We start from the raw sequence: 23,736 nt of genomic DNA, 5'->3' as shown, positions 1-23,736 counted from the left end.
TGACATTCATCGCTCCGGCTTTTTCTTGCGCTAGGCTAAAGATTCCAATCGAAGGGCGACAGGCTTGAAAAGCCTGTCGATTTTTTTGTTTTGACATGCCAAGTTGATAATTGGCCGAGCGGGTGATTGATTTTCTGCCTGTTGGGAGCAGTTATTAACCGACAACGGAAAGTGGTGCTGGAGTATGGAGATGTTGAAGCTTGTGGCGCTGGATGAGGAGGATTTGCAGGTCCTGTCCGCTCATCTTCAGGACGCAGTTTTGAAAGTATCCGACCTTCAGTATCTCGGGAACGAGAAGCGCTTCGTTCTCACGGCAAACCGCTTTGTCTGGGAAGAAAGCAAGCCGAAGTTCCTGCGCAAGCCGCAATATCAACGCAGGCGTACCGCTCTGCACTTCAACCGTGTGATCGCAGCCAAGGCAGTCGGCATTGACCGCCAGAAACCGGATGAAGTGCTTTCCCTGATGGCCATTCAGTTCACGGCCGGTGAAACACCTGCCGGAACAATAGAACTGACTTTCTCAGCAAATGCGGCTATCCGTTTTGAAGTGGAATGTATCGAAGCGCAAATGACGGACCTTGGCGCGGCATGGGAAACAGAATCACTTCCTCGCCATAACGTCTAATACCAACCCTTGATGAGCTGAATCATCGAGATTTGGAAAGCCCGTGTGGCGATTGAGCATTTTCAGGGCTTGGATAGCGTCAGCATCTTAGCGCCCTGGCATAAGAGAGGGTTATACAAAACCGTCTTTCGTCAGCCAGACGCCAGTCTGGCAAAGCATATTTGAAGGAACAGAAGCGTGGTCAAGACGCTCAGACAAACCGATCCCGATTTCGAGAATAATTTCGCGACATTTCTGGCCAGCAAACGCGAGGCGTCCGAGGATGTCGATCGTGCGGCCCGCGAGATCGTTGAACGGGTGCGTCGTGAAGGTGACAGTGCGCTCATCGACTATTCCCGGCGCTTTGACCGGATCGATCTCGAAAAAACCGGAATTGCGGTCACTGAAGCTGAAATCGATGCCGCATTCGACATAGCCCCGGCATCGACGATCGAAGCGCTGAAGCTTGCTCACGAGCGCATCGAGAAACACCACGCGCGGCAGTTGCCGAAAGATGATCGTTATACGGATGCGCTTGGCGTTGAGCTCGGTTCGCGCTGGACCGCTATCGAAGCTGTGGGGCTCTATGTTCCGGGCGGCACGGCAAGCTACCCAAGTTCCGTATTGATGAACGCTGTTCCAGCCAAGGTGGCAGGTGTAGAGCGCATTGTCATGGTGGTTCCAGCACCTGACGGCATTCTCAATCCATTGGTTCTGGTGGCAGCACGTCTGGCTGGCGTTTCCGAGATTTATCGTGTCGGCGGCGCACAGGCTATCGCAGCCCTCGCCTATGGCACCGAAACAATTAGTCCGGTTGCCAAGATCGTCGGCCCCGGCAACGCCTATGTTGCAGCGGCCAAACGTATCGTCTTCGGCACGGTCGGCATCGACATGATCGCTGGCCCGTCAGAAGTGCTGGTCATCGCTGACAAGGACAACAATCCCGACTGGATCGCCGCTGACCTCCTTGCTCAAGCGGAGCACGATACCGCTGCGCAATCGATCCTTATGACCAATGATGGGGCTCTCGCTTCGGCTGTCGAAGAAGCTGTCGAACGACAGCTCCGCAACCTCCCGCGCGCGCAAACTGCCGCCGCGAGCTGGCGTGATTTCGGCGCGGTTATTCTGGTCGAGAATTTCGAGGCAGCCATTCCGCTTGCCAATCGCATTGCAGCCGAGCATCTGGAAATCGCTACGGCCGATCCGGAAGCATTGCTGCCCAAAATCCGTAATGCGGGATCGATCTTCATCGGTGGCTATACGCCGGAAGTGATCGGCGATTATGTCGGCGGCTGTAACCACGTTCTGCCGACGGCGCGCTCAGCGCGTTTTTCATCCGGCTTGTCGGTTCTCGACTACATGAAACGCACGTCGCTTCTCAAACTCGGCCCTGATCAACTACGCGTGCTCGGACCTGCGGCAATCGAGATTGCCCGCGCCGAAGGCCTTGACGCACACGCGCAGTCTGTCGCTATCCGGCTGAATCTATGAGGTGACATGACCGCCGCTGTTCCAAATGCGCGCCTTGTTGACGTCGAGCTCGATGAATCCATCGGGCGCTCGACGCCTGACGTCGAGCATGAACGCGCGGTAGCCATTTTTGACCTCATCGAAGAGAATTCCTTCCACCCGATCGGAGACGACACGGGAGGGCCGTACCGTCTCAAGCTTTCGCTGATGGAATCGCGACTGATCTTCGCCATCACCCGGGAGGCCGGTGAAGACGTCGCAACTCATATTCTCTCGCTCACGCCCTTACGGCGCGTCGTGCGGGATTACTTCATGATTTGTGAAAGCTATTATCAGGCGATCCGGTCGGCCACACCAAGCAAGATCGAAGCAATCGACATGGGACGGCGCGGCCTGCACAATGAAGGATCGCAGACGCTCCAGAACAGGCTGCAGGGCAAGATCGAGGTTGATTTCAACACGGCACGGCGGCTTTTTACACTTGTCTGCGTCCTGCACTGGAGAGGCTGATCATTGATGGTCATCACCGATGCCCCTCCCGTGAATTTTGGCGCCGACGGCGACGAAGATCATAAATCGAGCCTGCCCAAGTCCCTGCTTTTTGTCTGCGGCAAGAATGCAATTCGTTCACCCATGGCGGAGTTACTTGCAAGACAGGCCCTGCCACCCAATATTTATTTAGCTTCTGCAGGTGTGAAGCGGGGCGAACGTGATCCGTTTGTCGATGCTGTCCTTCAGGAAGAAGGCTTGTCGCTTGACAACCGGCAACCACGTGGCCTCGAAGAACTTGCGGATGGCTATTTCGACCTGATTGTAACGCTGACGCCACTCGCTCATCATACTGTGCTGGAGCGAATGCGGGGTTTCTCGGTTGATGTCGAATATTGGCCAACGCCGGACCCGACCTTGGTAACCGGCAGCCGAAGCCAGATCATGGCGGCGTATCGCGATGTGCGGGACCGTCTGAAGCGGCAAATCATGCAGCGTTTTAATGAGCATTGAGTTCACGGAATTCCGTTGTTCACAAATGCCGCCTAATCATATAGGTTCCGCGCAAATTCCGACCTAAAGACCGCTCGAGAGCGGCATTTTATCAAAGAAAGAAACAGGTATCGCATGGCGAAAGAAGAAGTCCTAGAATTTCCGGGTGTTGTTACGGAACTGCTGCCGAATGCTATGTTCCGCGTGAAGCTCGAGAACGAACATGAAATCATCGCCCATACGGCAGGCCGTATGCGCAAGAATCGCATCCGCGTTCTGGCTGGCGACAAGGTTCTGGTTGAGATGACCCCTTACGATCTGACCAAGGGCCGCATCACCTACCGCTTCAAGTAAGCAATCCGTTCCCGTTCCAGGAAATGTCTATTCGATGAGCGCGCAACACAAGCTGGTTCTTGCCTCCGGTTCTCCACGCAGGATCGAGCTTCTGGGGCAGACAGGCATCGAACCGGACCACATTCATCCGGCCGATATAGATGAAACGCCGCAGCGCGCGGAACACCCGCGCTCGCTGGCGCGACGTCTGTCGCGGGAGAAGGCGCGCAAGGCACAAGAACAGCTGAAGGACGATGCGAATTTCGCCGGTGCCTTCATTCTTGCTGCCGATACTGTTGTGGCCGTGGGCCGGCGCATTCTCCCCAAAACGGAGATTGCCGACGAGGCAAGAGAATGTCTGCGGCTGCTTTCCGGGCGTACGCACAAGGTTTTCACAGGAGTGAGCCTTGTCTTGCCGAACGGGAATTTGCGCCAGACACTGGTTGAAACACGATTGCGTTTTGAACGGTTATCCCGCCAGCAGATGGATGCCTATCTCTCGTCTGGTGAATGGCGAGGGAAAGCGGGCGGCTATGCAATCCAGGGGCTGGCCGGTAGTTTCGTTGTGAAGCTGGTTGGCTCCTATACAAACGTCGTGGGATTGCCGCTGCAGGAAACTATCAGCCTGCTGAACGACGTCGACTACCCGGTTTACGCTAACTGGAACAGCGGGAAAGTCTGAGAGCAGGTATGAGCGACAAGAAGGACATATCGACCGCAGCAGGTGCACGAGTGACGCCATTGCGTCCGACGCGCCCCTGCCCGGAATGCGGAAAGCCTTCATCGCGCGAATCCTATCCGTTCTGTTCGCCACGCTGTAAAAGCATCGATCTCAATCGCTGGCTGTCGGGCAGCTATGTATTGCCGGGAAAGCCGATCGATGAAGAGGAAGAAGAAGGAAACTAGGCCTCTCCCAAAGCGGCTTCCTCCAATAAAATCAGTTATTTATCAAAGATGTGAGAAAAGCTGATAAAAATTGCGATACGGTGCTGGACAGCGCGAAATTTAATGCTATAACCCACCCACTTCCGGCGGGAACCAACACCGCCTCGAACGAGCTAACTGCTTGTTACGGATGCCCGGATAGCTCAGTTGGTAGAGCAGCGGATTGAAAATCCGCGTGTCGGTGGTTCGAATCCGCCTCCGGGCACCACTCTAAACCCTTCAATAGTCGTCGCAAAAATACTTGTTCAATCAGGCTTCTGTATTCGGCGTGATCATACTCGAAATATTGACCTGACGATTATCCTCTGCAAGGACTAATCATTCCATTTGTTCCTTCCAGGTTCTTCACCAAGCGAGGAAATCTCCATGCTCTGGACGTTGTTCGGCATCCTTTCCGGTGCCTGTATTGCTATTCAGGCACCTATCAATGCAGCCTTGGCTCGTGGATTGGGATCGCCGGTAACAGCTGCTGCGATTTCGTTCCTTTCCGGTGCTGTCATCCTTGCCGTTATCGCCGGAATTACCGCGCGCGCGACGGGTGCAATGCCAGCGTTCAACGTGCCTGCGGGCTGGCTTTTCGTGGCTGGCGGTGCGCTTGGCTGTATCTATGTGACCGCATCGGTGTTGCTGACGCCGCGCATCGGGGCTGCTGCCGTGATGGGGCTTGCTGTTGCTGGACAATTGATGGCCGGACTGGCTGCTGACCGCATCGGCTTCATGGGCGTTGCGGTGCGTGAAATCACCGCCGGGCGCATTGTTGGTGCGGTTCTGTTGCTTTCCGGCGCATTGATGATCCGCTTTCTCTAAAAGCAAAGCCGCGCTTTTCAGCGCGGCTTTTTATTTTACGATAAGCCGAAAACTGGCTCTCAACCCTTGAACGTATATTCCGCAATCGACTGCGGCTTCATTTCAATCGAGAAGCCCGGCAGCGATGGCGGCATATAGGCCGCATCCTTGATGATGCATGGCTCGATGAAATGCTCGTGCAGGTGATCGACATATTCGATCACACGGCCTTCCTTGGTGCCTGAAACGGCCACATAGTCGATCATCGACAAATGCTGTACATATTCGCACAGGCCAACGCCGCCCGCATGTGGCCAAACCGGCTTACCAAACTTGGCAGCAATCAGCAGCACAGCCAGAACTTCATTCAGACCACCCATGCGGCATGAATCAATCTGAACGATGTCGATAGCGCCTTCCGCGATGAACTGCTTGAACATGATGCGGTTCTGACACATTTCGCCAGTCGCAACCTTCACGTCGCCAATGGCTTCGCGAATCTTGCGGTGGCCTGCAACATCGTCCGGGCTGGTTGGTTCTTCGATGAAGAACGGCTTGGAGAAGGCAAGCTTATTGACCCACTCGATTGCCTGATCGACTTCCCATACCTGATTGGCATCAATCATCAGATAGCGATCAGGGCCGATCACTTCGCGCGCGATGGTCAGACGACGGATATCGTCTTCGAGATCACGGCCAACCTTCATCTTCACATGATTGAAACCCTCGTCGATGGCTTCCTGACACAGACGACGCAGCTTGTCGTCATCATAGCCGAGCCAGCCAGCAGACGTCGTGTAGCAAGGATAACCCTTGGCTTCGAGCTTCGCGATACGCTCGGCCTTGCCGGCTTCCGCTTTACGCAGAATTTCGACAGCTTCGTCGCGGGTCAGCGCATCGGTGAGGTAGCGATAATCGACGATATCGGCGATCTCTTCCGGCGACATGTCGGCGACAAGCCGCCATACCGGCTTGCCAGCCTGCTTTGCAGCCAAATCCCAGAAGGCGTTGACGACAGCGCCGGTGGCAAGATGCATCGCGCCCTTGTCCGGGCCGATCCAGCGCAGCTGGCTATCACCGGTCAGGTAACGCCAGAACTTGCCGGGGGCCGCGAGGAAATCATCCATCGAGGCACCCACGACCAGATGACGCATGGCGAGAATCGCCTGACAGCAAATGTCGTTGCCGCGTCCAATGGTGAAGGTCAGGCCATGGCCCTTCAGCGCCTCGTCATCCGTATCGAGGATGACATAGGCTGCCGAATAGTCCGGGTCCGGGTTCATCGCGTCAGAGCCGTCCAGACTTTGCGAAGTCGGGAAGCGGAGATCGAAGACGCGCAGATCAGTGATTTTCGTCATGATTTATCCGTGATCAGAGCATGCTCAAAAAAATTAAACGTCAGCGCGCACGTTCTGCTTCTGCGTGCCGAGACCTTCAATGCCGAGTTCGACAACATCGCCAGCCTTGAGATAGCGCGGTGGCTTCATGCCCATGCCAACGCCAGGAGGCGTGCCGGTGGAGATGATATCGCCCGGCTGCAAAGACATGAACTGCGAGAGATAGGAAACGAGGTGGCGTACGCCATAGACCATGGTCTTGGTCGAGCCGTCCTGCATGGTTTCGCCATTGACCTTGAGCCACATGCCAAGGTTCTGCGGATCGGCAACCTCGTCCTTCGTCACCAGCCATGGGCCGGTCGGGCCGAACGTGTCGCAGGATTTGCCCTTGGTCCACTGACCGGCGCGCTCGATCTGGAAAGCGCGTTCCGAGACGTCGTGCAGTGTGCAGTAGCCCGCGACATAATCAAGCGCATCATCTTCCGAAACATATTTCGCGGTCTTGCCGATAACGATGCCGAGTTCGACCTCCCAGTCGGTCTTTTCCGAACCGCGCGGGATGAGCAGATCGTCGTTCGGGCCAACGATGGCCGAGGTGGCCTTCATGAAGATAACTGGTTCTGGCGGAACGGCCATGCCGGATTCTGCAGCGTGATCAGCATAGTTGAGGCCAATGCAGATGAACTTGCCGGTGCCTGCAACGCATGGACCGAGACGTGGGTTGCCTTCGACCTTCGGCAACGAATTGATATCGATCGCACCGAGCTTGGCCAGTGCATCCGGGGTCAGAGCCGCGCCGGAAAGATCGCCTACATGGGCGGAAAGATCACGGATATTGCCGTCCGCATCGAGAAGGCCCGGCTTTTCCTGACCGGTTTCGCCATAGCGAAGAAATTTCATGAGATTACTCCTTGTGGGGATGGAATTGGTGGCGGTGGAATGCCTAGAGCTGTCGAAATTCAGGTTATGGCGTGCCGAAAATGGTGTTTTTCGAGAACCGGAGCGGAATGTACTTAAAGGTACATGAGCACCGGAAGCGCAGAAGAATACCGTTTGCAGGCCGCCAGAGCCTGAATAGCGATAGCTCTAGATCGTCCAGCCACCATCGATGTTATAAGCCTGACCGGTGGTGTACGTGGCACCTGCGAGATAGACCGCGAGATCGGCGATTTCTTCCGGCTGGCCGATACGGCCAATTGGCTGACGCGCGATGAAGGCTGCGCGCTGTTCTTCATAATCGCCCTGCGCACGCAGACGGTCCTGAAGCGACGGGCTTTCAACCGTACCGGGGCAGATGGCGTTGCAGCGGATGCCCTTGGCAACGTAGTCGGCAGCGACAGCCTTGGTGAGGCCTATGACCGCCGCCTTGGTGACGCCATAGGCAAAGCGGTTCGGCACGCCCTTCACGCTCGAAGCGACCGACGCCATGTTGACGATAGAACCGTCCTTGCGTTCCAGCATTCCCGGCAGCACGGCGCGAATGGTGCGGATCATGGCCTTGACGTTGAGATTGACGGCAAAGTCGAGGTCTTCGTCCTTCATCTCAAGGATTGAGCCGCCATGGACAACGCCCGCGCAGTTGAACAGGATATCGACCTGACCGATCTCGGCGACCGCTGCCTTCACTTCCGCCTCGTCAAGCACGTTGAGCTTGCGGGTGATAATGCCCGAAACGCCTTCGATTTCCTTGAGTGCGGCCTCGTTGATGTCGGTCGCATAGACCTTGGCGCCAGCTTCCGCAAAAGCCAGCGCACTTGCACGGCCAATGCCCTGAGCGGCGGCTGTCACCAGTGCGGTTTTTCCATCAAATCGTATCGTCATTTTCAAGCCTTCCGTTCGACAAGCAGGATGTGGTCGCAAGCCAGCACCACTTCATCCCGCTGATTAAGCACTTCGCACCGCTCGGTAACGCGGCCCATATTGGCCCTCTTCGGGTCATCTTCCTTGGCGCTGATTGTCACGCGCGTGCGGATCGTATCTCCGATATGAACCGGGCGAATAAACCGCAGACGATCATAACCATAGGAAAATGCAACCGGATTGATCAGCGTTGCGGTCAATCCGACACCAATTGCAAAGATCATTGTGCCGTGGGCAATGCGCTGACCACCCGGCAGGGTCTTGGCAAACTCCGCATCCATATGGTGTGGAAAGAAATCACCCGTATGCCCGGCATGAACCACGAAATCCGTTTCGGTGATGGTGCGGCCCGTGGTGAGGCGCACATGGTTCATTTCATAATCTTCGTAGTAGATTTTCTGTTCGGCCATAATCAGACCTCCAGTTTTGCGGCAAGCGGCGTGGCAGGCGCAGCGCTCGACTGATAGGCCGCTTCGACCAGCGCCATGGTGTGCCACGCATCTTCGACCGAGCCGATAAGTTCAGCGTCTTCGCCAGTCGCGAAACGCTGCAACTGTGCCATGCGGTTTAAGAATGCATCCGGGAACCAAGCGCCTTGAAGCACGACCTGCACCCAGTCGTCCGCGCCCTTTGGCTTGATCCAAAGCTCGTCCGGTTCGCCACGCGGATAATCGAGATTGACGCCAAGTTTCACATAGGCAGCACCTTCGGTGCCGCAGATACGGAACTCGCAGGCTTGAAATTTACGGCCAAAATCATGGTCATGATTGATCGACAATGCACAACGCACGCGGTTGCCATAATCGAGGATTGCGGCCGTGCGCGTCTGGGCGACTTCGTGGTTTGGATGCCCGATGGTCTTGGCGTGAACACCTTGCGGATTGCCGAGCAGACCGCGCACGAAATCGAGATAATGGATCGAATGCATGGCAATCTCGATGCGTGGCAGACCTTTCAGGAACGGCCAAAGGCCCCAAGGCGTGGCAAGCGCGAGCCATGCGTCGAAATCCACGACTTCACCGAGCAAGCCCTTATCGACGGCATCGTAAAGTGCCAACATCATTGGCGCAAAGCGTAGCTGGAAATTGACCGCAGCTTTGAGATTGCGCGCACGGCAAACTTTCAGAATTTCCGTTGCCGCGGCTAGATCGCTGCCCATCGGCTTCTGGATCAGAACAGCCGCACCTTCCGGCAATTGCGCGAGGATCGAAGCATGAGCAGAAGGCGGCGTTGCCAGATCGAAGATCGCGCCTTCAACCGCAAGCGCCTCTTCAAGACTTCCAAAAACCTTCACGCCCCATTGGTCGGCAAGTGCCGATGCCTTGTCCAGATTGGGATCGAAAATACCAGCAACCGCAAAGCCGCCCTTTTGATAAGCGGGCAGATGCGCGTCACAGACGATACTGCCTGCACCGAAAATCACGATAGGCTTTGGCTGTGTGGGTTTGGCCCACCACTGACGCAGGGTTTTCGGATCAAAGGCCTCAGTCATGATGGAAAACCTCCTCCATCATGGCCCACCACTCACCCTCTTTACGGGTTTCAAGCGGTTTCTGGCATGGCATACAGACGGACCACCATTCCTGATTTTTCGGGTTATAGGCCATCTTCTTCATGTCGGCTTCAAAGTCGGCGCCTACATAGTCCCATGTGCCAAAAAGCAGGTTTTCCGGCTCTTTGAGAAAGATCGTATAATTGGTGATGTTGCACTCGGAAATGAGTGCCAGAATTTCCGGCCACACGCTCGCGTGCAGCTTTTTATATTCTGCGATCTTTTCAGGCTTCAGCCCGATCACCATGCCCATTCTCTGAACCATTACGATCTCACGATCTCGCGGGTGAATTCGGAAACGGAGCGCGCGCGCACGACATCCCAATCCCACGAAATACCAATGCCGGGTTCTGATGGTGCAATGGCGTGGCCATCACGAATTTCCATGCCCTTGGTGGTCAGGTCATCAAGCTGCGGGATATATTCGACATAGCGCCCGTTCTGAACGGCACAGGTGAGGCTGACATGCAGTTCCATCAAGAAGTGCGGGCAGACGGGAATATCAAAAGCTTCTGCGGCATGTGCCACTTTCAGCCATGGCGTGATGCCGCCGATACGCGCCACATCCACCTGCACGATGGAGCAAGCGCCCTTCTGCATATATTCGCGGAAATGGCGGATCGAATAGATCGATTCACCCACTGCAATCGGCGTCGGGGTGGAACGGGTCAGGCGGATATGGCCATCAAGATCATCCGCCGGAAGCGGCTCTTCAATCCAAGCGAGATCAAGTTCTTTCAGGCGTTCGGCGCGGCGAATGGCTTCGTCCACCGTAAAGCCCTGATTGCAGTCGGTCATGATCTCAAAGCCGTCTCCCACCGCTGCGCGAACAGCCGAAAGACGCGCATAATCTTCCGAACCATGCGGCTTGCCGATCTTGACCTTGGAGCCGGAGAACCCCTTGGCTTTGGCGGCTAGAGCATCCTCGACCAGAGCTTCTTTCTCGATATGCAGCCAGCCACCTTCGGTCGTGTAAAGCGGGCAGCGATCCTTGGCACCACCGGCAAGCTTCCACAGCGGCAGGTTTTGCCTTTTCGCACGCAAATCCCACAGCGCCGTATCAATCGCAGCAAGCGCCAAAGCCGTGATCGCGCCAACGGTTGTAGCGTGGGTAGCAAATTCGAGCTTGCGCCAGATCGCCTCGATACAATCCGCATCCTCATTCAGGATAAGCGGCACCAGATGATCGCTCAACAGGCGCATGACGGACGAGCCGCCGGTGCCGATGGTGTAGCTGTAGCCCGTACCCACCGCACCATCACTGTCGGTGATGGTGACGATTGGCGTTTCCTGACTGACAAAGCTCTGGATCGCATCGGTGCGCTTGACCTTCGGTGGAAGGTCGACCATGCGCAGTTCGACTTTTTCAATCCGTGCCATAACTACACCGCCAAGCTCTTGCCACTTGCTGCATCAAACAGATGCGCCTGCGACAGATCAAAATGCATGGAGATCGCTTCACCGGAATTGAGGTGACGTGGGTTCAGCATACGCGCCACCCATTCCTTGCCGGCAAATTCGACAAAGACCAGCGTTTCATTGCCAAGTGGCTCGGTGATCGAAACGCGCAATTCGCCCTCATGAACGGCGTCTCCCGATGAAAGCCCATGGCCTTTCGGAAACAGATCATCCGGGCGCAGGCCGAACGTGACCTTGGAGCCATCCGTGACCTTGGCCTTGAACTGTGCAGGCACTGGCAGACGGTCACCACTGGCAAAAACCAGTTCCGAACCCTGCACGGTTGCCTCGGCCATATTCATCGGCGGCGAGCCAATGAAGCCAGCAACAAACTGCGTAGCCGGACGCTTGAACACTTCATCCGGCGTTCCGACCTGTTCAATATGGCCATCGCGCATGATGACGATGCGGTCGGCCAGCGTCATGGCTTCGACCTGATCATGCGTCACGTAAACGACGGTGGACTGCACCTTGGCGTGAAGCTTTTTGATCTCTGTGCGCATCTGTGTGCGCAGTTTCGCATCAAGATTGGAAAGCGGTTCGTCGAACAGAAACACTTCCGGATTGCGCACAATGGCGCGGCCCATGGCAACGCGCTGGCGCTGACCGCCTGAAAGCTGTGCCGGACGGCGCTCCATCAAGGCTTCAAGGCCAAGAATGGCTGACGCTTCATTGACGCGTCGGTCGATTTCCGCCTGTGGCTGCTTGGCGATCTTGAGCGAGAAGCCCATGTTCTCGCGCACCGACATATGCGGATAAAGCGCATAGGACTGGAACACCATCGAGATATTGCGATCACGCGGCGGCAGATCGTTGACCACCTTGCCGCCGATTTCGAGCGCACCGTCGGAAATGCTTTCAAGACCTGCGATCATGCGCAGCGTCGTGGACTTGCCACAGCCGGACGGACCGACCAGCGCTACAAATTCCTTGTCGGCGATTTCGAGATTGATGCCATGCACCACGCCGACATTGCCGTAACGCTTGACGAGATTTTTGATGGAAAGCTGAGCCATTTTATATCAACCTTTAACCGCGCCGAACGTCAGACCAGCAACAAGATGCTTCTGGACGATGAATGTGAGGGTCAGCGCCGGAATAATCATCACGACCGCCAGCGCACACATGCCGCGCCAGTCGATGGTGAATTCAGCGGTGTAATCAAGAAGACCAACAGGAAGGGTCTTGGAATTGACCGAGCGGGTGAGCTGGGAAGCCAGCGCATATTCGTTCCATGAAGTGAGGAAGGCAAAGATGCCTGCGGTCGCAATGCCGGGACCAGCGAGTGGAAACTCCACCTGCCAGAAGGCCTGCCAGCGTGTGCAGCCGTCAATCTGGGCTGCTTCCGCCAGATCCTTCGGCACCTGACGGAAAAAACCGTCGATCAGCCAGATCGTGAATGGCACATTGAGCGCCACATAGGTGACGATGAGACCAAAATGCGTGTCGATGATGCCGATGCGCGAATAGAGCATGAAGAGCGGCAGCGACAGGGCAATGCCCGGCACCGAGCGCGTCAGCATGAGGCCGAGGAAGGTTGTCGACTTGCCCCAGAAGCGAAAGCGCGCGAAGGCATAGCCACCCGAAACGCCGACAATCAGTGCGATGATGGTGGATGTGACCGAGATAATCAGCGAGTTGCGGAAATAATCCCAGACAGGAATACCGCCGCCGCCTGCGCCTGAGAACATCGCACGATAAGCCTCGAAGGTGATTTCCTGCGGAATCCAGACCGGCGGCTTTGCCATGATTTCAACCGGCGGACGCAGCGAGGACAGCACGATCCACAGACCGGGCAGGCAAATGATCGCCATCGCGAGAAACAGGCCGATAAGATAGGCGACTTTCTTGACGCGACGCAGCAGGCGATGCTGGTTATTGGAGAGCGTTGTTGATGCCATGATTACCACTCCGCTCCAATTTGCGCGCGTGCGGCTGCAAGCTTGCGGAAGAACATTACGGTGAAGAGGATCGAGAGCAGGATCGCGACATAGGCCATGGCATTGGCCAAGCCCATCTGCGCATCCGAATAGGCGGTGCGTCCAACCAGCGTCCAGATCAGCTCGGTTCGGCGTGCCGGGCCACCATCGGTCATGATTTTCACGATGTCATAGGCACGGGCCACATCCAGCGAACGGATAGTCATTGCGATGAAAGCAAACGGCATCAGATAAGGCCAGATGACATAGCGGAATGTCTGCCATGGCGTGCAGCCATCGACGCGCGCGGCTTCAACCGGGTCCTGCGGCATGGACAGAAGACCGCCCAGAATAAGGATCGCGAACACCGAGGTCGACATCCAGACTTCTGCCAGCAAAATCGCAAACAGCGCCAGATTGCCGTCGATCAGCCATGGAATAGCCTGGCTGGTGATGCCCAGAGATTGCAGCGCATTGTTCACGAGACCGATATTGTCGTTGAACATGAACTTGAACTGGAAGCCGACGAGAACCGGCGAAAACATCATCGGGAACATCATCAGCGTGCGCAAAACACGCTGACCGTGGGTGGCCTTATTGATGAGCAGCGCCAAGCCAAGGCCGAGCAGCATTTCCAGATTGAGCGCGATGGTGAGGAAAATCACCGTGCGGATGAATGCAGCCCAGAACACCCAATCACTCATGATGCGCTGATAGTTGCGCAAGCCGATGAAGTTGAACAGGCTGTCAGGGCGCGTCAGCCGGAATGGCGTGAAGCTTGAATAAAGCGAAAGCGCGAGGGGAAACAGAACCACCGCTGCGAGGATGATAATGGCCGGAAGCAAAAGCAGAACCGGCGGGGAAATTCGTTTAAACATTGTTCTTCCGAAGCGGTGGATCAGCCAGAAAACCTGTCAAAACGGCCCGCCAATTGGTTTCCCAAAGGCGGGCCATGAAGTCACAAAGCGAGACTAGAGTTCGCCAGCATCCTCAAGGATCTGCGTTGCCTTCTTGGCTGCATCGTCAAGCGCCTGTTGCGAGGTCTTGTCGCCAAGAATAGCTGCCTGAAGTTCGGGATAAACAGCGTTGGAAATCTCGATCCAGGATGGGGTCTGCGGAACAGGGAAAGCGGTCTTTGCCGTTTCCTGGAACACGGAGAGCACTTCCTTCTTGTATGGATCGGAAGCAGCCTGTTCGATGACATAATCCCAGACAGCCGTACGGGTTGGCAGCGTGCCAGCAGCCGATTCCTGCTTCTGCGAATCCTCATTGGTCAGGAACCAGACGAGCGAAGCAGCCGCTTCCTTGGTGCCGCAGGATTCGGTGACCGAGAAGCCGTGATGGCCCGACCAGCCGGTGCGCTTGCCGGAAGAACCTGTCGGAGGCGGAACGATACCGACATTGCCTGCGACCTTCGACGACTTTGGATCGTTGAAATAGGTCGCCCAGCCCGGCCAATCCAGATTGATTGCGATGGTACCGGATGCAAAGCCCGCGCCCAGCTCATCCCACAGATAGTTGGTGGTGCCTGCAGGAACGGCCTTGGCCTTGTAAAGATTGACGAACCAGTCGAGCGCACGGACACCGGCTTCGGAATTGAAAGCTGGCTTGCCGTCCTTGAGATATTCGCCGCCTTCTGCGACCAGCATTTCATAGAAGCGGCCATTGATGGCTTCTTCCTTGCCCGCAAACTGCGTGCCGTAGAAATTCGGTGGATCGGCAAAGAACACAGCCTGATCGGAAACTTCTTTCCAGGTCTTTGGCGGCGCCAGATCGTAGCCGTATTTTTCCTTGAACGCAGTCTTCTTGGCGTCGTCTTCGTAAAGGCTCTTCTGATAGTAGAGCGCCGAGACGTCGAACTGCGCGCGCGGCAGCATGACCAGCTTGTCGTTAAGCGTCGAAGCCTTGATCACCGATGGCACGAAACCTTCGATTTCTTCTTTCGGAAGCAAACCATTGAGGTCGGCATAGAGATCAGGATATTGCGGCGCAAAAGACGAGTGGTTGGAGCCGACGCACCAGTTGATCGAGCCCGACGCGATGTCCGACTTGATTTCCTTGTCCAGTTCGAAGTGGTTCTTCTTGGACAGGATGTTGACCTTGGCACCGGTCGCTTTTTCCCATTCGGCAATGCGCGAATACAGCGCTTCATACTGCTGACCGCCGATCAGCTTGGCGTTTACCGTCACGCCTTCAAATTTACCCGGCAAATCGGCCGCACCAGCGGAACCCACTGCCAATGCCAATAGAGCCGTTCCCGCCAGGCAGGACGTTTTGAAACTCATCATGCTTCTCCTCCTCACGACGGACTTTTCCCCGGTCCGCCCCCAATTGTGAATTTGGTATTTATATGCAAACATATTATTCAAAACCGGTCAAGGCGAGTTTCCGCACATTTGCGACTTTCGCATTCCGGGTTGTTCGTATATGAAGAGGGATATTCATGAGGGGAGCCAACTTGGAAACAGACGATCGCTACCGCGCCCCCGCGCTGGACAAGGGACTGGATATTCTGGAACTGCTTGCGAGCGTGGATGGCGGGCTGACACAGGCAGAAATTGCCAAACACCTCGACCGCAGCCCCAACGAGTTTTACCGGATGCTGGATCGCCTGGTGAAGCGCGGTTACGTGACCAAGCTCGAGGGCGACCGCTATTCACTGACGCTCAAGCTGTTCGGTCTTGCACACCTTCATGCACCGGTGCGCAGACTTGCATCCTTTGCCACGCCTTTCATGCGTGAACTTGCCGACCGCTCAAAGCAGGCCAACCAGCTTGCCGTGTTTGATCGTGGTTCCGTCGTTGTCATTGCACAGCAGGAGGCTCCGGATTACTGGGGCATCTCAATCCGCGTCGGTTCGCATATCAGCCTGTTCGATACCGGTTCCGGCCATGTGCTTCTCGCCTTCCGGTCACCGGAAGAACGCAAGATGATGATTGCCGAATATGCAAAAGACGGTGAAAGCGTGAAGCTCGATGAGAGTTTCTACGAGCGCCTCGACCAGATTCGCGAACGTGGCTATGAAATGATGCCCAGCGCTCAGGTGGCAGGCGTCTACAATCTCTCGGCCCCGATTCTCGGCCCGGATGGTACTTGCATTGCATCACTGACCTGTCCCTATGTGACACTCGTCAATTCGGCTTCAGCACCCGACATTACGCAGACCATCAGCTTACTGCAAAAGACCGTCAAAGACCTGTCGAAACTGGTCGGCTCCGACATAGGGACAGCCGACTAAGCAATGCCGGTAATTCTTATTTGAAAACTCTCTTCTTTTTTGAAAGTATGTCAATGGAGGAGAGTTTTCATGATTATCGATACCCATCTGCATCTGATAGACAAAAGCGCACTGACTTACCCATGGCTGGGGGATGTCCCGGCGCTCAACCACGACTTTCTGTTCGAGACCTATCGGAAGCAGGCTGAGCGCTGCGGCATTACAGCAGCACTGCATATGGAAGTGGATGTGGCAGCCGATGCCATTCAGGCTGAAACGGACCACGTTCAGGAGATTTCCAGAAGATCGGGCGGTTTCATCAAGGGTGCAATCGCCTCGTGCCGCCCGGAAGAGCCGGGATTTGCGGAATATCTCGAATTGCAGCTTGGCAATCCTTTTGTCAAAGGGTTTCGTCGTGTGCTGCATGTCGTACCTGATGACGTTTCCGAGGGTGTTCTTTTCCGCGAGAATATCAAGCGGTTGCAAGGCACTGGCCTGACCTTTGATCTCTGCACACTCCCACATCAGATCGACAAGGTACTTGCGCTGGCCGATCTAGCGCCGAACGTGCAATTCGTGCTCGATCACTGCGGCGTTCCAGACATCAAGTCAGGTGCGCTGGAAGTCTGGCAGAAGGGCATTACCGAGATTGCGCAGCGCGACAATGTGACGGCAAAGATTTCCGGCGTAGTGGCCTATGCCGAGCAGACAAGCTGGACCGTCGACACCGTGCGCCCCTATGTGGAGCACGTCATTCAGGCCTTCGGTTGGGAGCGGATTGTGTGGGGCAGCGACTGGCCCGTCTGCACGCTAGCAAGCAATGTCGATGCCGGGCTTTCGACATGGGTGGCGACAACCCATGCGCTTCTTGAAGGATGCAGCGAAGACGAAAAAGCGCTGCTTCTCTCCGAGAATGCAACGCGCCTCTGGAAACTGTAAAATTCATCAGGCTGGCGGCAGCGGCCAGCCTTTCCATATAAATCAGAAGCTTTCGCGGAAAAGCCGGTTGAGATCGGCAACGACATCTTCCGCCTTCTCATTGTCCAGCAAGCCTTTGTTGATGCGTTCCGACGCCGCTTCCTGAAACGGCATATAGCCATCGTGACGCGGACGTACCCATGCGCCTTCCAGCGTCGCGCGCGTGTCGCGATAAAAGTCAGACGTCGACGAATTCACAGCATCGTCTTCCCATGCATCCGCATGTCCCGGCTGACCGTTGGAAGCCGCATAAAGCCCCTTCTGTACGTCACCGCTTGCAATCCAATAGGCAAAATCGATAGCAGCTTCCGGATGCTTGCTGAAGGCTGAAACGGCAATGCCCGTGCCTCCCAGAGCCGAACCCGCAACACCTGCCGCGCCCGCTGGAATATCGGCAAAGCGGATCAGGCGGTCGCGGAAACCCGGCATGGCATAATTCACATAGCCGTAGATCAGCGGTGAGCACGCGATTTCGGATTCCAGCTCTGCCATTTCTTCAAACACGGCAATCGGATCCATGCCGAAGCATTCCGGCTTTACCAGCGAAGCGATCTCGCGCAGTTGCTCGAAAGCTTTGACACCATCCTCAACAGAGATCAGCTCGCCTTCGACCGCGCACGGCGTTCCAGCATTGGCAACGAGAGTATAGAAGCACATCAGCGAATGCGGCGAGCGCAGTGGAAGCAGAACTTTCCCGGCGCGGGCAAGACGCAGCACCTCGCTCCATGAAGTGGCTGGTTTATCCATCAGGTCCGGACGCCATGCTTGAACCTGTGTTGCTGCATCGAGCGGAAACGCCCATTGCCGCCCCTGCCAGTTATAGCTTGGGAAGGACTGGCCCACAGAGCCATCGGCAAGCGCCTTCAGTTCCGTTTCGCGGCCCGGCACATCAAGCGGCAGCAGACAACCTTCCTTGGTGATCTGGCCCACATGCGGATGGTCAATCACGATCATATCGAAATTGCGTGCCAGTTCCTCAACCGGAAAGGTCTCGAAATCCTGTAGCGACCGCTTTTCCCACTCGATTTCGACGCCTTTGTCCGCGAGCCATTGTGCGGCACCTGCAACCATCGGATCATAGCCGCGCGGATGGCTCCAGGTCATGCCTTTAAGCTTGATCGTGCTCATAGACCGAACTCCTCGCGAATTTCTTTGCTGTTTTCGCCAATGCGCGGTGCGGCACGTGCCACCTTTGGGCGTTGTCCGTTGATGCGCAGTGGGGAACGTGTCGTGGTGATGGAAACATCATCTTCACGCGTCACCGTCTGGAGCATGTCGAGGGTCAAAAAACCTTCGCTTGCGAGCAATTCTTCCCAGTTGAGAACGCGGGCGCACCAGATATCAGCCGGTTCCAGAATGGCGAGCCATTCATCGACAGTCTTCTCGGCAATGCGGTCAGCGATCAGGCGCTTGATGTCATCGCGTTTTGCGAAGGCGCTTTTGGGATCATCCGCAAATGGGGCGAGCGTGTCCGCTTCCAACAGTGGCGCCAGTTTCGCAATCGGCATCATGGCGATGGCCAGATAGCCGTCCGCTGCCGGATAGACGCCATAGGGCGCTGCAAGATAGGCGTGGGCGCTTCGGAAATCGGACCGTTTTGGCAGGCGACGACCATCGTTAAGGTGGGTGGTCAGCACTTCAAACTGGAAATCAACCAGCGCTTCGAGAAGGCTGGTTTCGACATGCGAGCCTTTATTGGTGATGCCGCGGCGAACCAGCGCTGCAAGAATGCCTTGTGCCGCAGCAGCCCCCGCCAGCATATCGGCAACCGCCAGACCGAATGGCACCGGTCCTTGGCCCTCATCACCATTGAGCCACATGAGGCCCGAGCGCGCCTGCGCCAGCAAATCCTGCCCGGGCCGCCCGACCCATGGCCCTTCTTCGCCATAGCCGCTGATCGATGCATAGACGAGACGCGGGTTGATTTCTTTGGCTGCCTCGTAATCAAGGCCAAGACGCTTGATGACACCGGGGCGGAAATTCTGGATCAGCACATCGGCCTGTGTGAGAAGCTTTTTCAATGCTGCCAGATCGTCAGGATTTTTGAGGTCGATCGCAAGGCTGTCCTTGCCGCGATTGATCGCATGAAAAATCGTGGAATCACCGCCGATCTCCGTGTCGCTCAGATAAAGCCTGCGCGAGAGATCGCCACCATCGGGCCGTTCAATCTTGATGACGCGCGCGCCCAGATCCATCAGACGCAACGAGCAATAAGGCCCCGACAGAAACTGGCTCATATCGACAACGACAAGCCCGCTCAGCGGCAGTTCGCTTTCCGACATCGGGAAATTCCCTCCTCATGAATTTCTTATGTGAATATAGTCTTCACATATGGATTTATGGAAGGCAAGACCGAATTTGGGCTTTGAATGCAAAAACGCCGCCCGGTTGGGCGGCGTTTTCAGTCTCGATTTGATGAATGGAATGGTGTGTTAGACCTCATTGCTGGCCAGTTCCAGCAAGGTCCAGACGTGATCAGCGAATGAGTTCCACACTTCGATCCGGTAGTGATCGGCATCCCACTTCAACAGAATGATCTGGGCATGATCGAAGATCGTGCGGGCAGCACCCGGAAAGCTCATCTGCGAAAGATCAAGCGGGGAAGCAGCATTCAACAGCCATTCGGCCTGGGGGCCGGAAATGTCGATGCCGGTTTCGCGATGACTGACTTCCGTCAGGCTGTGCGGTTCGGTTTCATAAAGCTTGGCAAAGGCCTGCGTGATGGCAGCGCCCTTGGCTTCCTCGGCCCAGATATACCATTCATCCGGTCCGATGCAGCTGACAGCAATATCATCCGTGCGCGTAAGGCCACCGATCTTGGCCGGGATTTTTGCGCCGAGCGCCTTTTCAGCCAAGGCGAGTTTTGCCGGGGCAATGCGCAGGATGAAACGGGCGGCGTCATCCGCTGCATGGATTTCCAGACGACCGGGAATGACGACCTTGCGGTTCGAATAAGGTTTTGTCTCAACAAGCATGGTTCAATACTTATCCGTTCAGTTTCTTTCCTTCGGGATCATAGAAGACCATGCCCGAAACGGTGGCTTCGTGTACGCTGCCATCCGGCATCGGCATATAAAGCGTTTCACCCATACGATCCTTGCCGCCTGATACCACAGCCATGGCGATGGAACGACCAAGCGCCTCGCTCCAATAGGACGAGGTGACATGGCCGAGCATGGTCATCGGCAGCGCCTGCTTTGGATCGGCAACAATCTGCGCACCTTCTTCCAGCACCAGCTTCGGATCGTTGGTCAACAGACCCACGAGATGCTTGCGATCCGATTTCAGCATATCTGGACGCGCCAGCGAACGCTTACCGACGAAATCCGGCTTCTGCTTGCCTACAGCCCAGCCAAGGCTGGCATCATCCGGCGTTACCGTGCCGTCAGTGTCCTGACCGACGATGATATAGCCCTTTTCAGCGCGCAGAACGTGCATGGTTTCGGTGCCGTAAGGCGTGATGTCATATTGCTGACCGGCCTCATAGAGCGCCTTCCAGAGCGACAGGCCATACCGCGCAGGCACGTTGATTTCATAACCCAGCTCGCCGGTGAAGCTCATGCGGAACAGACGCGCTGGCACGCCAAGGAATGTGCATTCCGCCACCGACATATGCGGGAAGGCTTCATCGGAAATATCCAGACCTTCAACCATTGGCTCGATGAGCTTGCGCGCATTCGGACCATTGATTGCCACCACGGCCCACTGTTCGGTGGTCGAGGTCAATGAGACTTTCAGGTCAGGCCATTCGGTCTGGAGATAGTCTTCCATCATGTTGAGAACACGCGCGGCGCCGCCGGTTGTGGTCGTCACATGGAAGCGATCCTGCGTCAGGCGACCGACAACACCGTCATCGCGGATGAAGCCGTCTTCGCCAAGCAGCAGACCATAACGGCAGCGCCCAATGCCAAGCTTCGTCCATGGGTTGGTGTACATGCGGTTCATGAATTCCGCGGCATCCGGGCCAACCACTTCGATCTTGCCAAGGGTGGAAGCGTCGAACATGCCGAGCGACTGGCGGGTCGCCTTGCATTCACGCGCCACGGCCTGATGCATGTCTTCGCCGGTTTTCGGGAAGTACCATGCGCGACGCCACAGTGAGACCGGCTCAAAAGCTGCGCCATGCTGTTCAGCCCAGCTATCGATCGGTGTCTTGCGCGTGACATCGAACAGCTTGCCGCGATTGTAACCGCAGAAAGCGCCAAAGGTCGTCGGCGTGTAAGGCGGGCGGAAGGTTGTAAGACCTACCTGCGGCGTTGGGCGCTTGAGCGCATCGGCTGCAACCGCCAGACCGTTAATGTTCGAGGTCTTGCCCTGATCGGTCGCCATGCCGTTGGTGGTATAGCGCTTGACGTGCTCGATGGAATGGAAACCCTCGCGCACGGCCAGACGAATATCCTTGGCAGTCACATCGTTCTGGAAATCGATGAAAGCTTTGGCCTTGCCCGGATCCCGATCCGTCGGCAGTTCACGACAGCTTACGCCGTCGCAGACAAAATCACCGGCGACCGCATATTCAGACGCCTTGGCTTTGTGTCCGGAATCATTGGCAGCAGCGGCACCCGCTTCCGCACCCTCGTGCAATGCAGCCTGCAGGTCGAAATTGCCATTGCCTGCACCGGCACAGCGGCTTTCCTCGGTGCGTTCGCCCGGCAGATAAATCTGGCGTGCCTCATCCCAGACGAGAGAGCCTTTCGTGTGCGAGAACAGATGCACGCTCGGATTCCAGCCGCCGGACATCAGCAGCACATCGCAAGCAATCGTGCGCGCAGCACCGACCGAGCCATTGGAAACCGGATTAGCGCGAACCGACGACACGCGATGGCGCCCGCCAGTATCCGTCACAGTCCAGCCGGTCAGTGTTTCAATGCCAAGCATTTTTGCGCGATTGACGAGGCTGTCCGCAACGTTTGAACGCACATCAATGATGGCTGGAACTTTGACGCCTGCGACCGCGAGATCGAAAGCCGCAAGCCATGCGCTGTCATGCGAGGTGACGACGACTGCCTGATTGCCGACCTTGACGCCATAGCGATTGAGATAGGTGCGTGCGCTCGATGCCAGCATCACGCCGGGGCGGTCATTGCCTGCAAAGACCAGCGGCTTTTCAATCGCGCCCTGCGCCAGCACCACCTGTTTTGCGCGCACGCGCCACATACGCTCACGCGGCGCATTGGAGGCAGGCTTGGCCTGATGATCGGTCAGGCGTTCGCAAAGGCCAACCATGTTTTGATGGTAGTAGCCAATGGCCGTCGTGCGCGGCAAAAGCGTGACATTCGGATTAGCCTTGAGCACTTCTATGGTTTCGTTCAGCCAGTCCCAGCTTGCGCGGCCATTGATGACCGGCTCCGGTTCCGACAGAAGCGAGCCGCCAAATTCAGCCTGCTCGTCGACGAGGATGACCTTCGCGCCACTCTTTGCGGCTTCAAGGGCGGCGGCCAGACCGGCAGGTCCACCACCGGCAACCAGCACATCGCAGAAAGCATAGCGGCTGGCATACGTATCCGGGTCCGGTTCGGATGGCGATTTGCCAAGACCGGCAGCGCCACGGATGAAAGGCTCATAGACCTTGTTCCAGAAGCTTTTCGGCCACATGAAGGTCTTGTAGTAAAAGCCTGCCGAGAAGAACATGTAGAACGCATCATTGATCGCGCCGACATCGTGCTTCAGCGACGGCCAGTGGTTCTGGGTTTCAGCCTTGAGGCCATCATAGAGTTCCAGCACCGTTGCGCGGGTGTTCGGCTCAAACCGGCCGGGTCCACGCGAGACGCCCATCAGCGCATTTGGCTCTTCGGAACCGGCAGAAAGAATGCCGCGCGGGCGGTGATATTTGAATGAACGACCAGCCAGATGTTCGCCATTGGCAAGCATGGCGGAAGCCAGCGTGTCGCCTTCAAAGCCGGAATAGGTCTTGCCATTGAGGGTGAACCGAACAGACTTGGCCTTGTTGACACGGCCTTTGTTATGAATGCGCATATCGGTCATTATTTTGTCTCCGCAGCCGGAGTTTCTGCCAAAGCAGGACGGGGTTCACCGGCCTTGTAGGTGGTGACAAACTTGTCGCTCACCGTGTCGCGCACCGCATTGAAGAAGCGACCGCAGCCATTGATATGCCGCCAGCGTTCATAATGGGTGCCGCGTGGATTGGAGCGCGTGAACAGGAAGTCGCGCCATTCATCATCGGTCAGTGTCGATGGGTCGGCTGGACGCGCAATATGCGCTTCGCCCGCATAGGCGAATTCCAGCTCTGGGCGTTCCATCTCGCAATAAGGGCAACGGATAAGAAGCATTAGTGT

Annotated in this window: 26 protein-coding genes and 1 tRNA gene; 11 read left to right on the top strand and 16 right to left on the bottom strand. The window is 56.3% G+C overall.

What is annotated here, in order from left to right:
• Positions 1–184: 184 nt before the first annotated feature.
• The 9 genes from CES86_RS14435 (at position 185) to CES86_RS14395 (ending at position 5,140) form a co-directional block, all read left to right on the top strand.
• Positions 185–625 (top strand): DUF2948 family protein, encoded by a 441-nt coding sequence (locus CES86_RS14435; RefSeq protein WP_094514745.1) that lies wholly within the window; start codon positions 185–187, stop codon positions 623–625.
• 177 nt (positions 626–802) lie between these two features.
• Positions 803–2,095, top strand: coding sequence for a histidinol dehydrogenase (gene hisD / locus CES86_RS14430; RefSeq protein ID WP_040129976.1), 1,293 nt, complete (start codon positions 803–805; stop codon positions 2,093–2,095).
• A 6-nt stretch (positions 2,096–2,101) separates the two neighbouring features.
• On the top strand, positions 2,102–2,584 hold the full coding sequence (locus tag CES86_RS14425) for a UPF0262 family protein (protein WP_010658095.1): 483 nt from the start codon (positions 2,102–2,104) through the stop codon (positions 2,582–2,584).
• Between the two features lie 6 nt (positions 2,585–2,590).
• Complete coding sequence (locus CES86_RS14420; protein WP_235819921.1) at positions 2,591–3,076, top strand: arsenate-mycothiol transferase ArsC; 486 nt, start codon at positions 2,591–2,593, stop codon at positions 3,074–3,076.
• Positions 3,077–3,190: 114 nt separating this feature from the next.
• Entirely contained in the window at positions 3,191–3,409 is a 219-nt protein-coding gene (gene infA, locus CES86_RS14415; RefSeq protein ID WP_002965531.1) for a translation initiation factor IF-1, read from the top strand.
• A gap of 34 nt (positions 3,410–3,443) precedes the next feature.
• Positions 3,444–4,070 carry a Maf-like protein gene (locus tag CES86_RS14410; protein WP_010658093.1) on the top strand — a complete coding sequence of 209 codons (627 nt, stop codon included), beginning with the start codon at positions 3,444–3,446 and terminating at the stop codon, positions 4,068–4,070.
• Between the two features lie 8 nt (positions 4,071–4,078).
• Positions 4,079–4,294, top strand: a complete 216-nt coding sequence (gene yacG, locus CES86_RS14405; RefSeq protein WP_010658092.1) for a DNA gyrase inhibitor YacG — start codon at positions 4,079–4,081, stop codon at positions 4,292–4,294.
• A 171-nt stretch (positions 4,295–4,465) separates the two neighbouring features.
• A tRNA-Phe gene (locus CES86_RS14400) sits at positions 4,466–4,541 on the top strand.
• Between the two features lie 158 nt (positions 4,542–4,699).
• A complete protein-coding gene (locus CES86_RS14395) occupies positions 4,700–5,140 on the top strand; it encodes a DMT family transporter (protein ID WP_010658091.1) in 441 nt (146 codons plus the stop codon).
• Positions 5,141–5,199: 59 nt separating this feature from the next.
• Here the strand turns inward: CES86_RS14395 and CES86_RS14390 are convergent, their stop codons facing one another.
• The 11 genes from CES86_RS14390 to CES86_RS14340 all read right to left on the bottom strand — a co-directional run bounded on the left by CES86_RS14390 (position 5,200) and on the right by CES86_RS14340 (position 15,533).
• Positions 5,200–6,477 carry an L-fuconate dehydratase gene (locus CES86_RS14390; RefSeq protein ID WP_094514744.1) on the bottom strand — a complete coding sequence of 426 codons (1,278 nt, stop codon included), beginning with the start codon at positions 6,475–6,477 and terminating at the stop codon, positions 5,200–5,202.
• 33 nt (positions 6,478–6,510) lie between these two features.
• Complete coding sequence (locus tag CES86_RS14385; protein WP_011982497.1) at positions 6,511–7,356, bottom strand: fumarylacetoacetate hydrolase family protein; 846 nt, start codon at positions 7,354–7,356, stop codon at positions 6,511–6,513.
• Positions 7,357–7,542: 186 nt separating this feature from the next.
• A complete protein-coding gene (locus tag CES86_RS14380; protein ID WP_011982496.1) occupies positions 7,543–8,277 on the bottom strand; it encodes an SDR family oxidoreductase in 735 nt (244 codons plus the stop codon).
• 2 nt (positions 8,278–8,279) lie between these two features.
• The gene (locus CES86_RS14375; protein ID WP_010658087.1) at positions 8,280–8,726 is read right to left on the bottom strand and encodes a MaoC/PaaZ C-terminal domain-containing protein; all 447 of its coding nucleotides are present in this window, start codon (positions 8,724–8,726) and stop codon (positions 8,280–8,282) included.
• Between the two features lie 2 nt (positions 8,727–8,728).
• A complete protein-coding gene (locus CES86_RS14370; RefSeq protein WP_011982495.1) occupies positions 8,729–9,808 on the bottom strand; it encodes a Gfo/Idh/MocA family protein in 1,080 nt (359 codons plus the stop codon).
• Positions 9,801–10,133, bottom strand: a complete 333-nt coding sequence (locus tag CES86_RS14365; RefSeq protein ID WP_094514742.1) for an L-rhamnose mutarotase — start codon at positions 10,131–10,133, stop codon at positions 9,801–9,803. The genes CES86_RS14370 and CES86_RS14365 overlap by 8 nt, the downstream gene beginning before the upstream one ends.
• Positions 10,133–11,248, bottom strand: coding sequence for a mandelate racemase/muconate lactonizing enzyme family protein (locus tag CES86_RS14360; RefSeq protein ID WP_094514741.1), 1,116 nt, complete (start codon positions 11,246–11,248; stop codon positions 10,133–10,135). Before CES86_RS14360 ends, CES86_RS14365 begins: the two co-directional genes overlap by 1 nt.
• Positions 11,249–11,250: 2 nt before the next feature.
• The gene (locus CES86_RS14355) at positions 11,251–12,342 is read right to left on the bottom strand and encodes an ABC transporter ATP-binding protein (RefSeq protein ID WP_010658083.1); all 1,092 of its coding nucleotides are present in this window, start codon (positions 12,340–12,342) and stop codon (positions 11,251–11,253) included.
• Between the two features lie 6 nt (positions 12,343–12,348).
• Positions 12,349–13,227 carry a carbohydrate ABC transporter permease gene (locus tag CES86_RS14350; protein ID WP_040129991.1) on the bottom strand — a complete coding sequence of 293 codons (879 nt, stop codon included), beginning with the start codon at positions 13,225–13,227 and terminating at the stop codon, positions 12,349–12,351.
• Between the two features lie 2 nt (positions 13,228–13,229).
• Complete coding sequence (locus tag CES86_RS14345) at positions 13,230–14,123, bottom strand: carbohydrate ABC transporter permease (protein WP_010658081.1); 894 nt, start codon at positions 14,121–14,123, stop codon at positions 13,230–13,232.
• Between the two features lie 93 nt (positions 14,124–14,216).
• Positions 14,217–15,533 carry an ABC transporter substrate-binding protein gene (locus CES86_RS14340; protein WP_094514739.1) on the bottom strand — a complete coding sequence of 439 codons (1,317 nt, stop codon included), beginning with the start codon at positions 15,531–15,533 and terminating at the stop codon, positions 14,217–14,219.
• A gap of 155 nt (positions 15,534–15,688) precedes the next feature.
• Between CES86_RS14340 and CES86_RS14335 the strand changes: the two genes are divergently transcribed.
• Positions 15,689–16,483, top strand: a complete 795-nt coding sequence (locus tag CES86_RS14335) for an IclR family transcriptional regulator (protein WP_040129995.1) — start codon at positions 15,689–15,691, stop codon at positions 16,481–16,483.
• 69 nt (positions 16,484–16,552) lie between these two features.
• A complete protein-coding gene (locus CES86_RS14330; protein ID WP_094514738.1) occupies positions 16,553–17,401 on the top strand; it encodes an amidohydrolase family protein in 849 nt (282 codons plus the stop codon).
• A 42-nt stretch (positions 17,402–17,443) separates the two neighbouring features.
• Here the strand turns inward: CES86_RS14330 and CES86_RS14325 are convergent, their stop codons facing one another.
• From CES86_RS14325 to CES86_RS14305, 5 genes are all read right to left on the bottom strand, one after another.
• Entirely contained in the window at positions 17,444–18,568 is a 1,125-nt protein-coding gene (locus tag CES86_RS14325; RefSeq protein WP_094514736.1) for an extracellular solute-binding protein, read from the bottom strand.
• Complete coding sequence (locus CES86_RS14320; RefSeq protein WP_094514735.1) at positions 18,565–19,722, bottom strand: CaiB/BaiF CoA transferase family protein; 1,158 nt, start codon at positions 19,720–19,722, stop codon at positions 18,565–18,567. Before CES86_RS14320 ends, CES86_RS14325 begins: the two co-directional genes overlap by 4 nt.
• A 150-nt stretch (positions 19,723–19,872) precedes the next feature.
• Complete coding sequence (locus CES86_RS14315) at positions 19,873–20,415, bottom strand: sarcosine oxidase subunit gamma (protein WP_094514733.1); 543 nt, start codon at positions 20,413–20,415, stop codon at positions 19,873–19,875.
• Positions 20,416–20,425: 10 nt separating this feature from the next.
• Entirely contained in the window at positions 20,426–23,425 is a 3,000-nt protein-coding gene (locus CES86_RS14310) for a sarcosine oxidase subunit alpha (RefSeq protein WP_094514732.1), read from the bottom strand.
• Positions 23,425–23,730 carry a sarcosine oxidase subunit delta gene (locus CES86_RS14305; RefSeq protein WP_010658073.1) on the bottom strand — a complete coding sequence of 102 codons (306 nt, stop codon included), beginning with the start codon at positions 23,728–23,730 and terminating at the stop codon, positions 23,425–23,427. Before CES86_RS14305 ends, CES86_RS14310 begins: the two co-directional genes overlap by 1 nt.
• Between the last annotated feature and the right edge of the window lie 6 nt (positions 23,731–23,736).

The sequence above is a fragment of the Brucella lupini genome (genome assembly GCF_002252535.1).
Taxonomy (GTDB): Bacteria; Pseudomonadota; Alphaproteobacteria; order Rhizobiales; family Rhizobiaceae; genus Brucella; species Brucella anthropi.
Note: the sequence above shows the minus strand (reverse complement) of the source record. Positions and strands in the feature narration are given on the sequence as shown.

Excerpts from the sequence above, each read along its gene's own strand:
- CES86_RS14380 (WP_011982496.1), bottom strand. The coding sequence starts at position 8,277 with ATGACGATACGATTTGATGGAAAAACCGCACTGGTGACAGCCGCCGCT.
- CES86_RS14390 (WP_094514744.1), bottom strand. The coding sequence starts at position 6,477 with ATGACGAAAATCACTGATCTGCGCGTCTTCGATCTCCGCTTCCCGACT.
- CES86_RS14355 (WP_010658083.1), bottom strand. The coding sequence starts at position 12,342 with ATGGCTCAGCTTTCCATCAAAAATCTCGTCAAGCGTTACGGCAATGTC.
- yacG (WP_010658092.1), top strand. The coding sequence starts at position 4,079 with ATGAGCGACAAGAAGGACATATCGACCGCAGCAGGTGCACGAGTGACG.
- CES86_RS14395 (WP_010658091.1), top strand. The coding sequence starts at position 4,700 with ATGCTCTGGACGTTGTTCGGCATCCTTTCCGGTGCCTGTATTGCTATT.
- CES86_RS14315 (WP_094514733.1), bottom strand. The coding sequence starts at position 20,415 with ATGCTTGTTGAGACAAAACCTTATTCGAACCGCAAGGTCGTCATTCCC.
- CES86_RS14350 (WP_040129991.1), bottom strand. The coding sequence starts at position 13,227 with ATGGCATCAACAACGCTCTCCAATAACCAGCATCGCCTGCTGCGTCGC.
- CES86_RS14365 (WP_094514742.1), bottom strand. The coding sequence starts at position 10,133 with ATGGTTCAGAGAATGGGCATGGTGATCGGGCTGAAGCCTGAAAAGATC.
- CES86_RS14320 (WP_094514735.1), bottom strand. The coding sequence starts at position 19,722 with ATGTCGGAAAGCGAACTGCCGCTGAGCGGGCTTGTCGTTGTCGATATG.
- CES86_RS14330 (WP_094514738.1), top strand. The coding sequence starts at position 16,553 with ATGATTATCGATACCCATCTGCATCTGATAGACAAAAGCGCACTGACT.
- CES86_RS14420 (WP_235819921.1), top strand. The coding sequence starts at position 2,591 with ATGGTCATCACCGATGCCCCTCCCGTGAATTTTGGCGCCGACGGCGAC.
- CES86_RS14375 (WP_010658087.1), bottom strand. The coding sequence starts at position 8,726 with ATGGCCGAACAGAAAATCTACTACGAAGATTATGAAATGAACCATGTG.
- infA (WP_002965531.1), top strand. The coding sequence starts at position 3,191 with ATGGCGAAAGAAGAAGTCCTAGAATTTCCGGGTGTTGTTACGGAACTG.
- CES86_RS14340 (WP_094514739.1), bottom strand. The coding sequence starts at position 15,533 with ATGATGAGTTTCAAAACGTCCTGCCTGGCGGGAACGGCTCTATTGGCA.
- CES86_RS14305 (WP_010658073.1), bottom strand. The coding sequence starts at position 23,730 with ATGCTTCTTATCCGTTGCCCTTATTGCGAGATGGAACGCCCAGAGCTG.
- CES86_RS14385 (WP_011982497.1), bottom strand. The coding sequence starts at position 7,356 with ATGAAATTTCTTCGCTATGGCGAAACCGGTCAGGAAAAGCCGGGCCTT.
- CES86_RS14345 (WP_010658081.1), bottom strand. The coding sequence starts at position 14,123 with ATGTTTAAACGAATTTCCCCGCCGGTTCTGCTTTTGCTTCCGGCCATT.
- CES86_RS14325 (WP_094514736.1), bottom strand. The coding sequence starts at position 18,568 with ATGAGCACGATCAAGCTTAAAGGCATGACCTGGAGCCATCCGCGCGGC.
- CES86_RS14425 (WP_010658095.1), top strand. The coding sequence starts at position 2,102 with ATGACCGCCGCTGTTCCAAATGCGCGCCTTGTTGACGTCGAGCTCGAT.
- CES86_RS14335 (WP_040129995.1), top strand. The coding sequence starts at position 15,689 with ATGAGGGGAGCCAACTTGGAAACAGACGATCGCTACCGCGCCCCCGCG.
- CES86_RS14360 (WP_094514741.1), bottom strand. The coding sequence starts at position 11,248 with ATGGCACGGATTGAAAAAGTCGAACTGCGCATGGTCGACCTTCCACCG.
- CES86_RS14370 (WP_011982495.1), bottom strand. The coding sequence starts at position 9,808 with ATGACTGAGGCCTTTGATCCGAAAACCCTGCGTCAGTGGTGGGCCAAA.
- CES86_RS14410 (WP_010658093.1), top strand. The coding sequence starts at position 3,444 with ATGAGCGCGCAACACAAGCTGGTTCTTGCCTCCGGTTCTCCACGCAGG.
- CES86_RS14310 (WP_094514732.1), bottom strand. The coding sequence starts at position 23,425 with ATGACCGATATGCGCATTCATAACAAAGGCCGTGTCAACAAGGCCAAG.
- CES86_RS14435 (WP_094514745.1), top strand. The coding sequence starts at position 185 with ATGGAGATGTTGAAGCTTGTGGCGCTGGATGAGGAGGATTTGCAGGTC.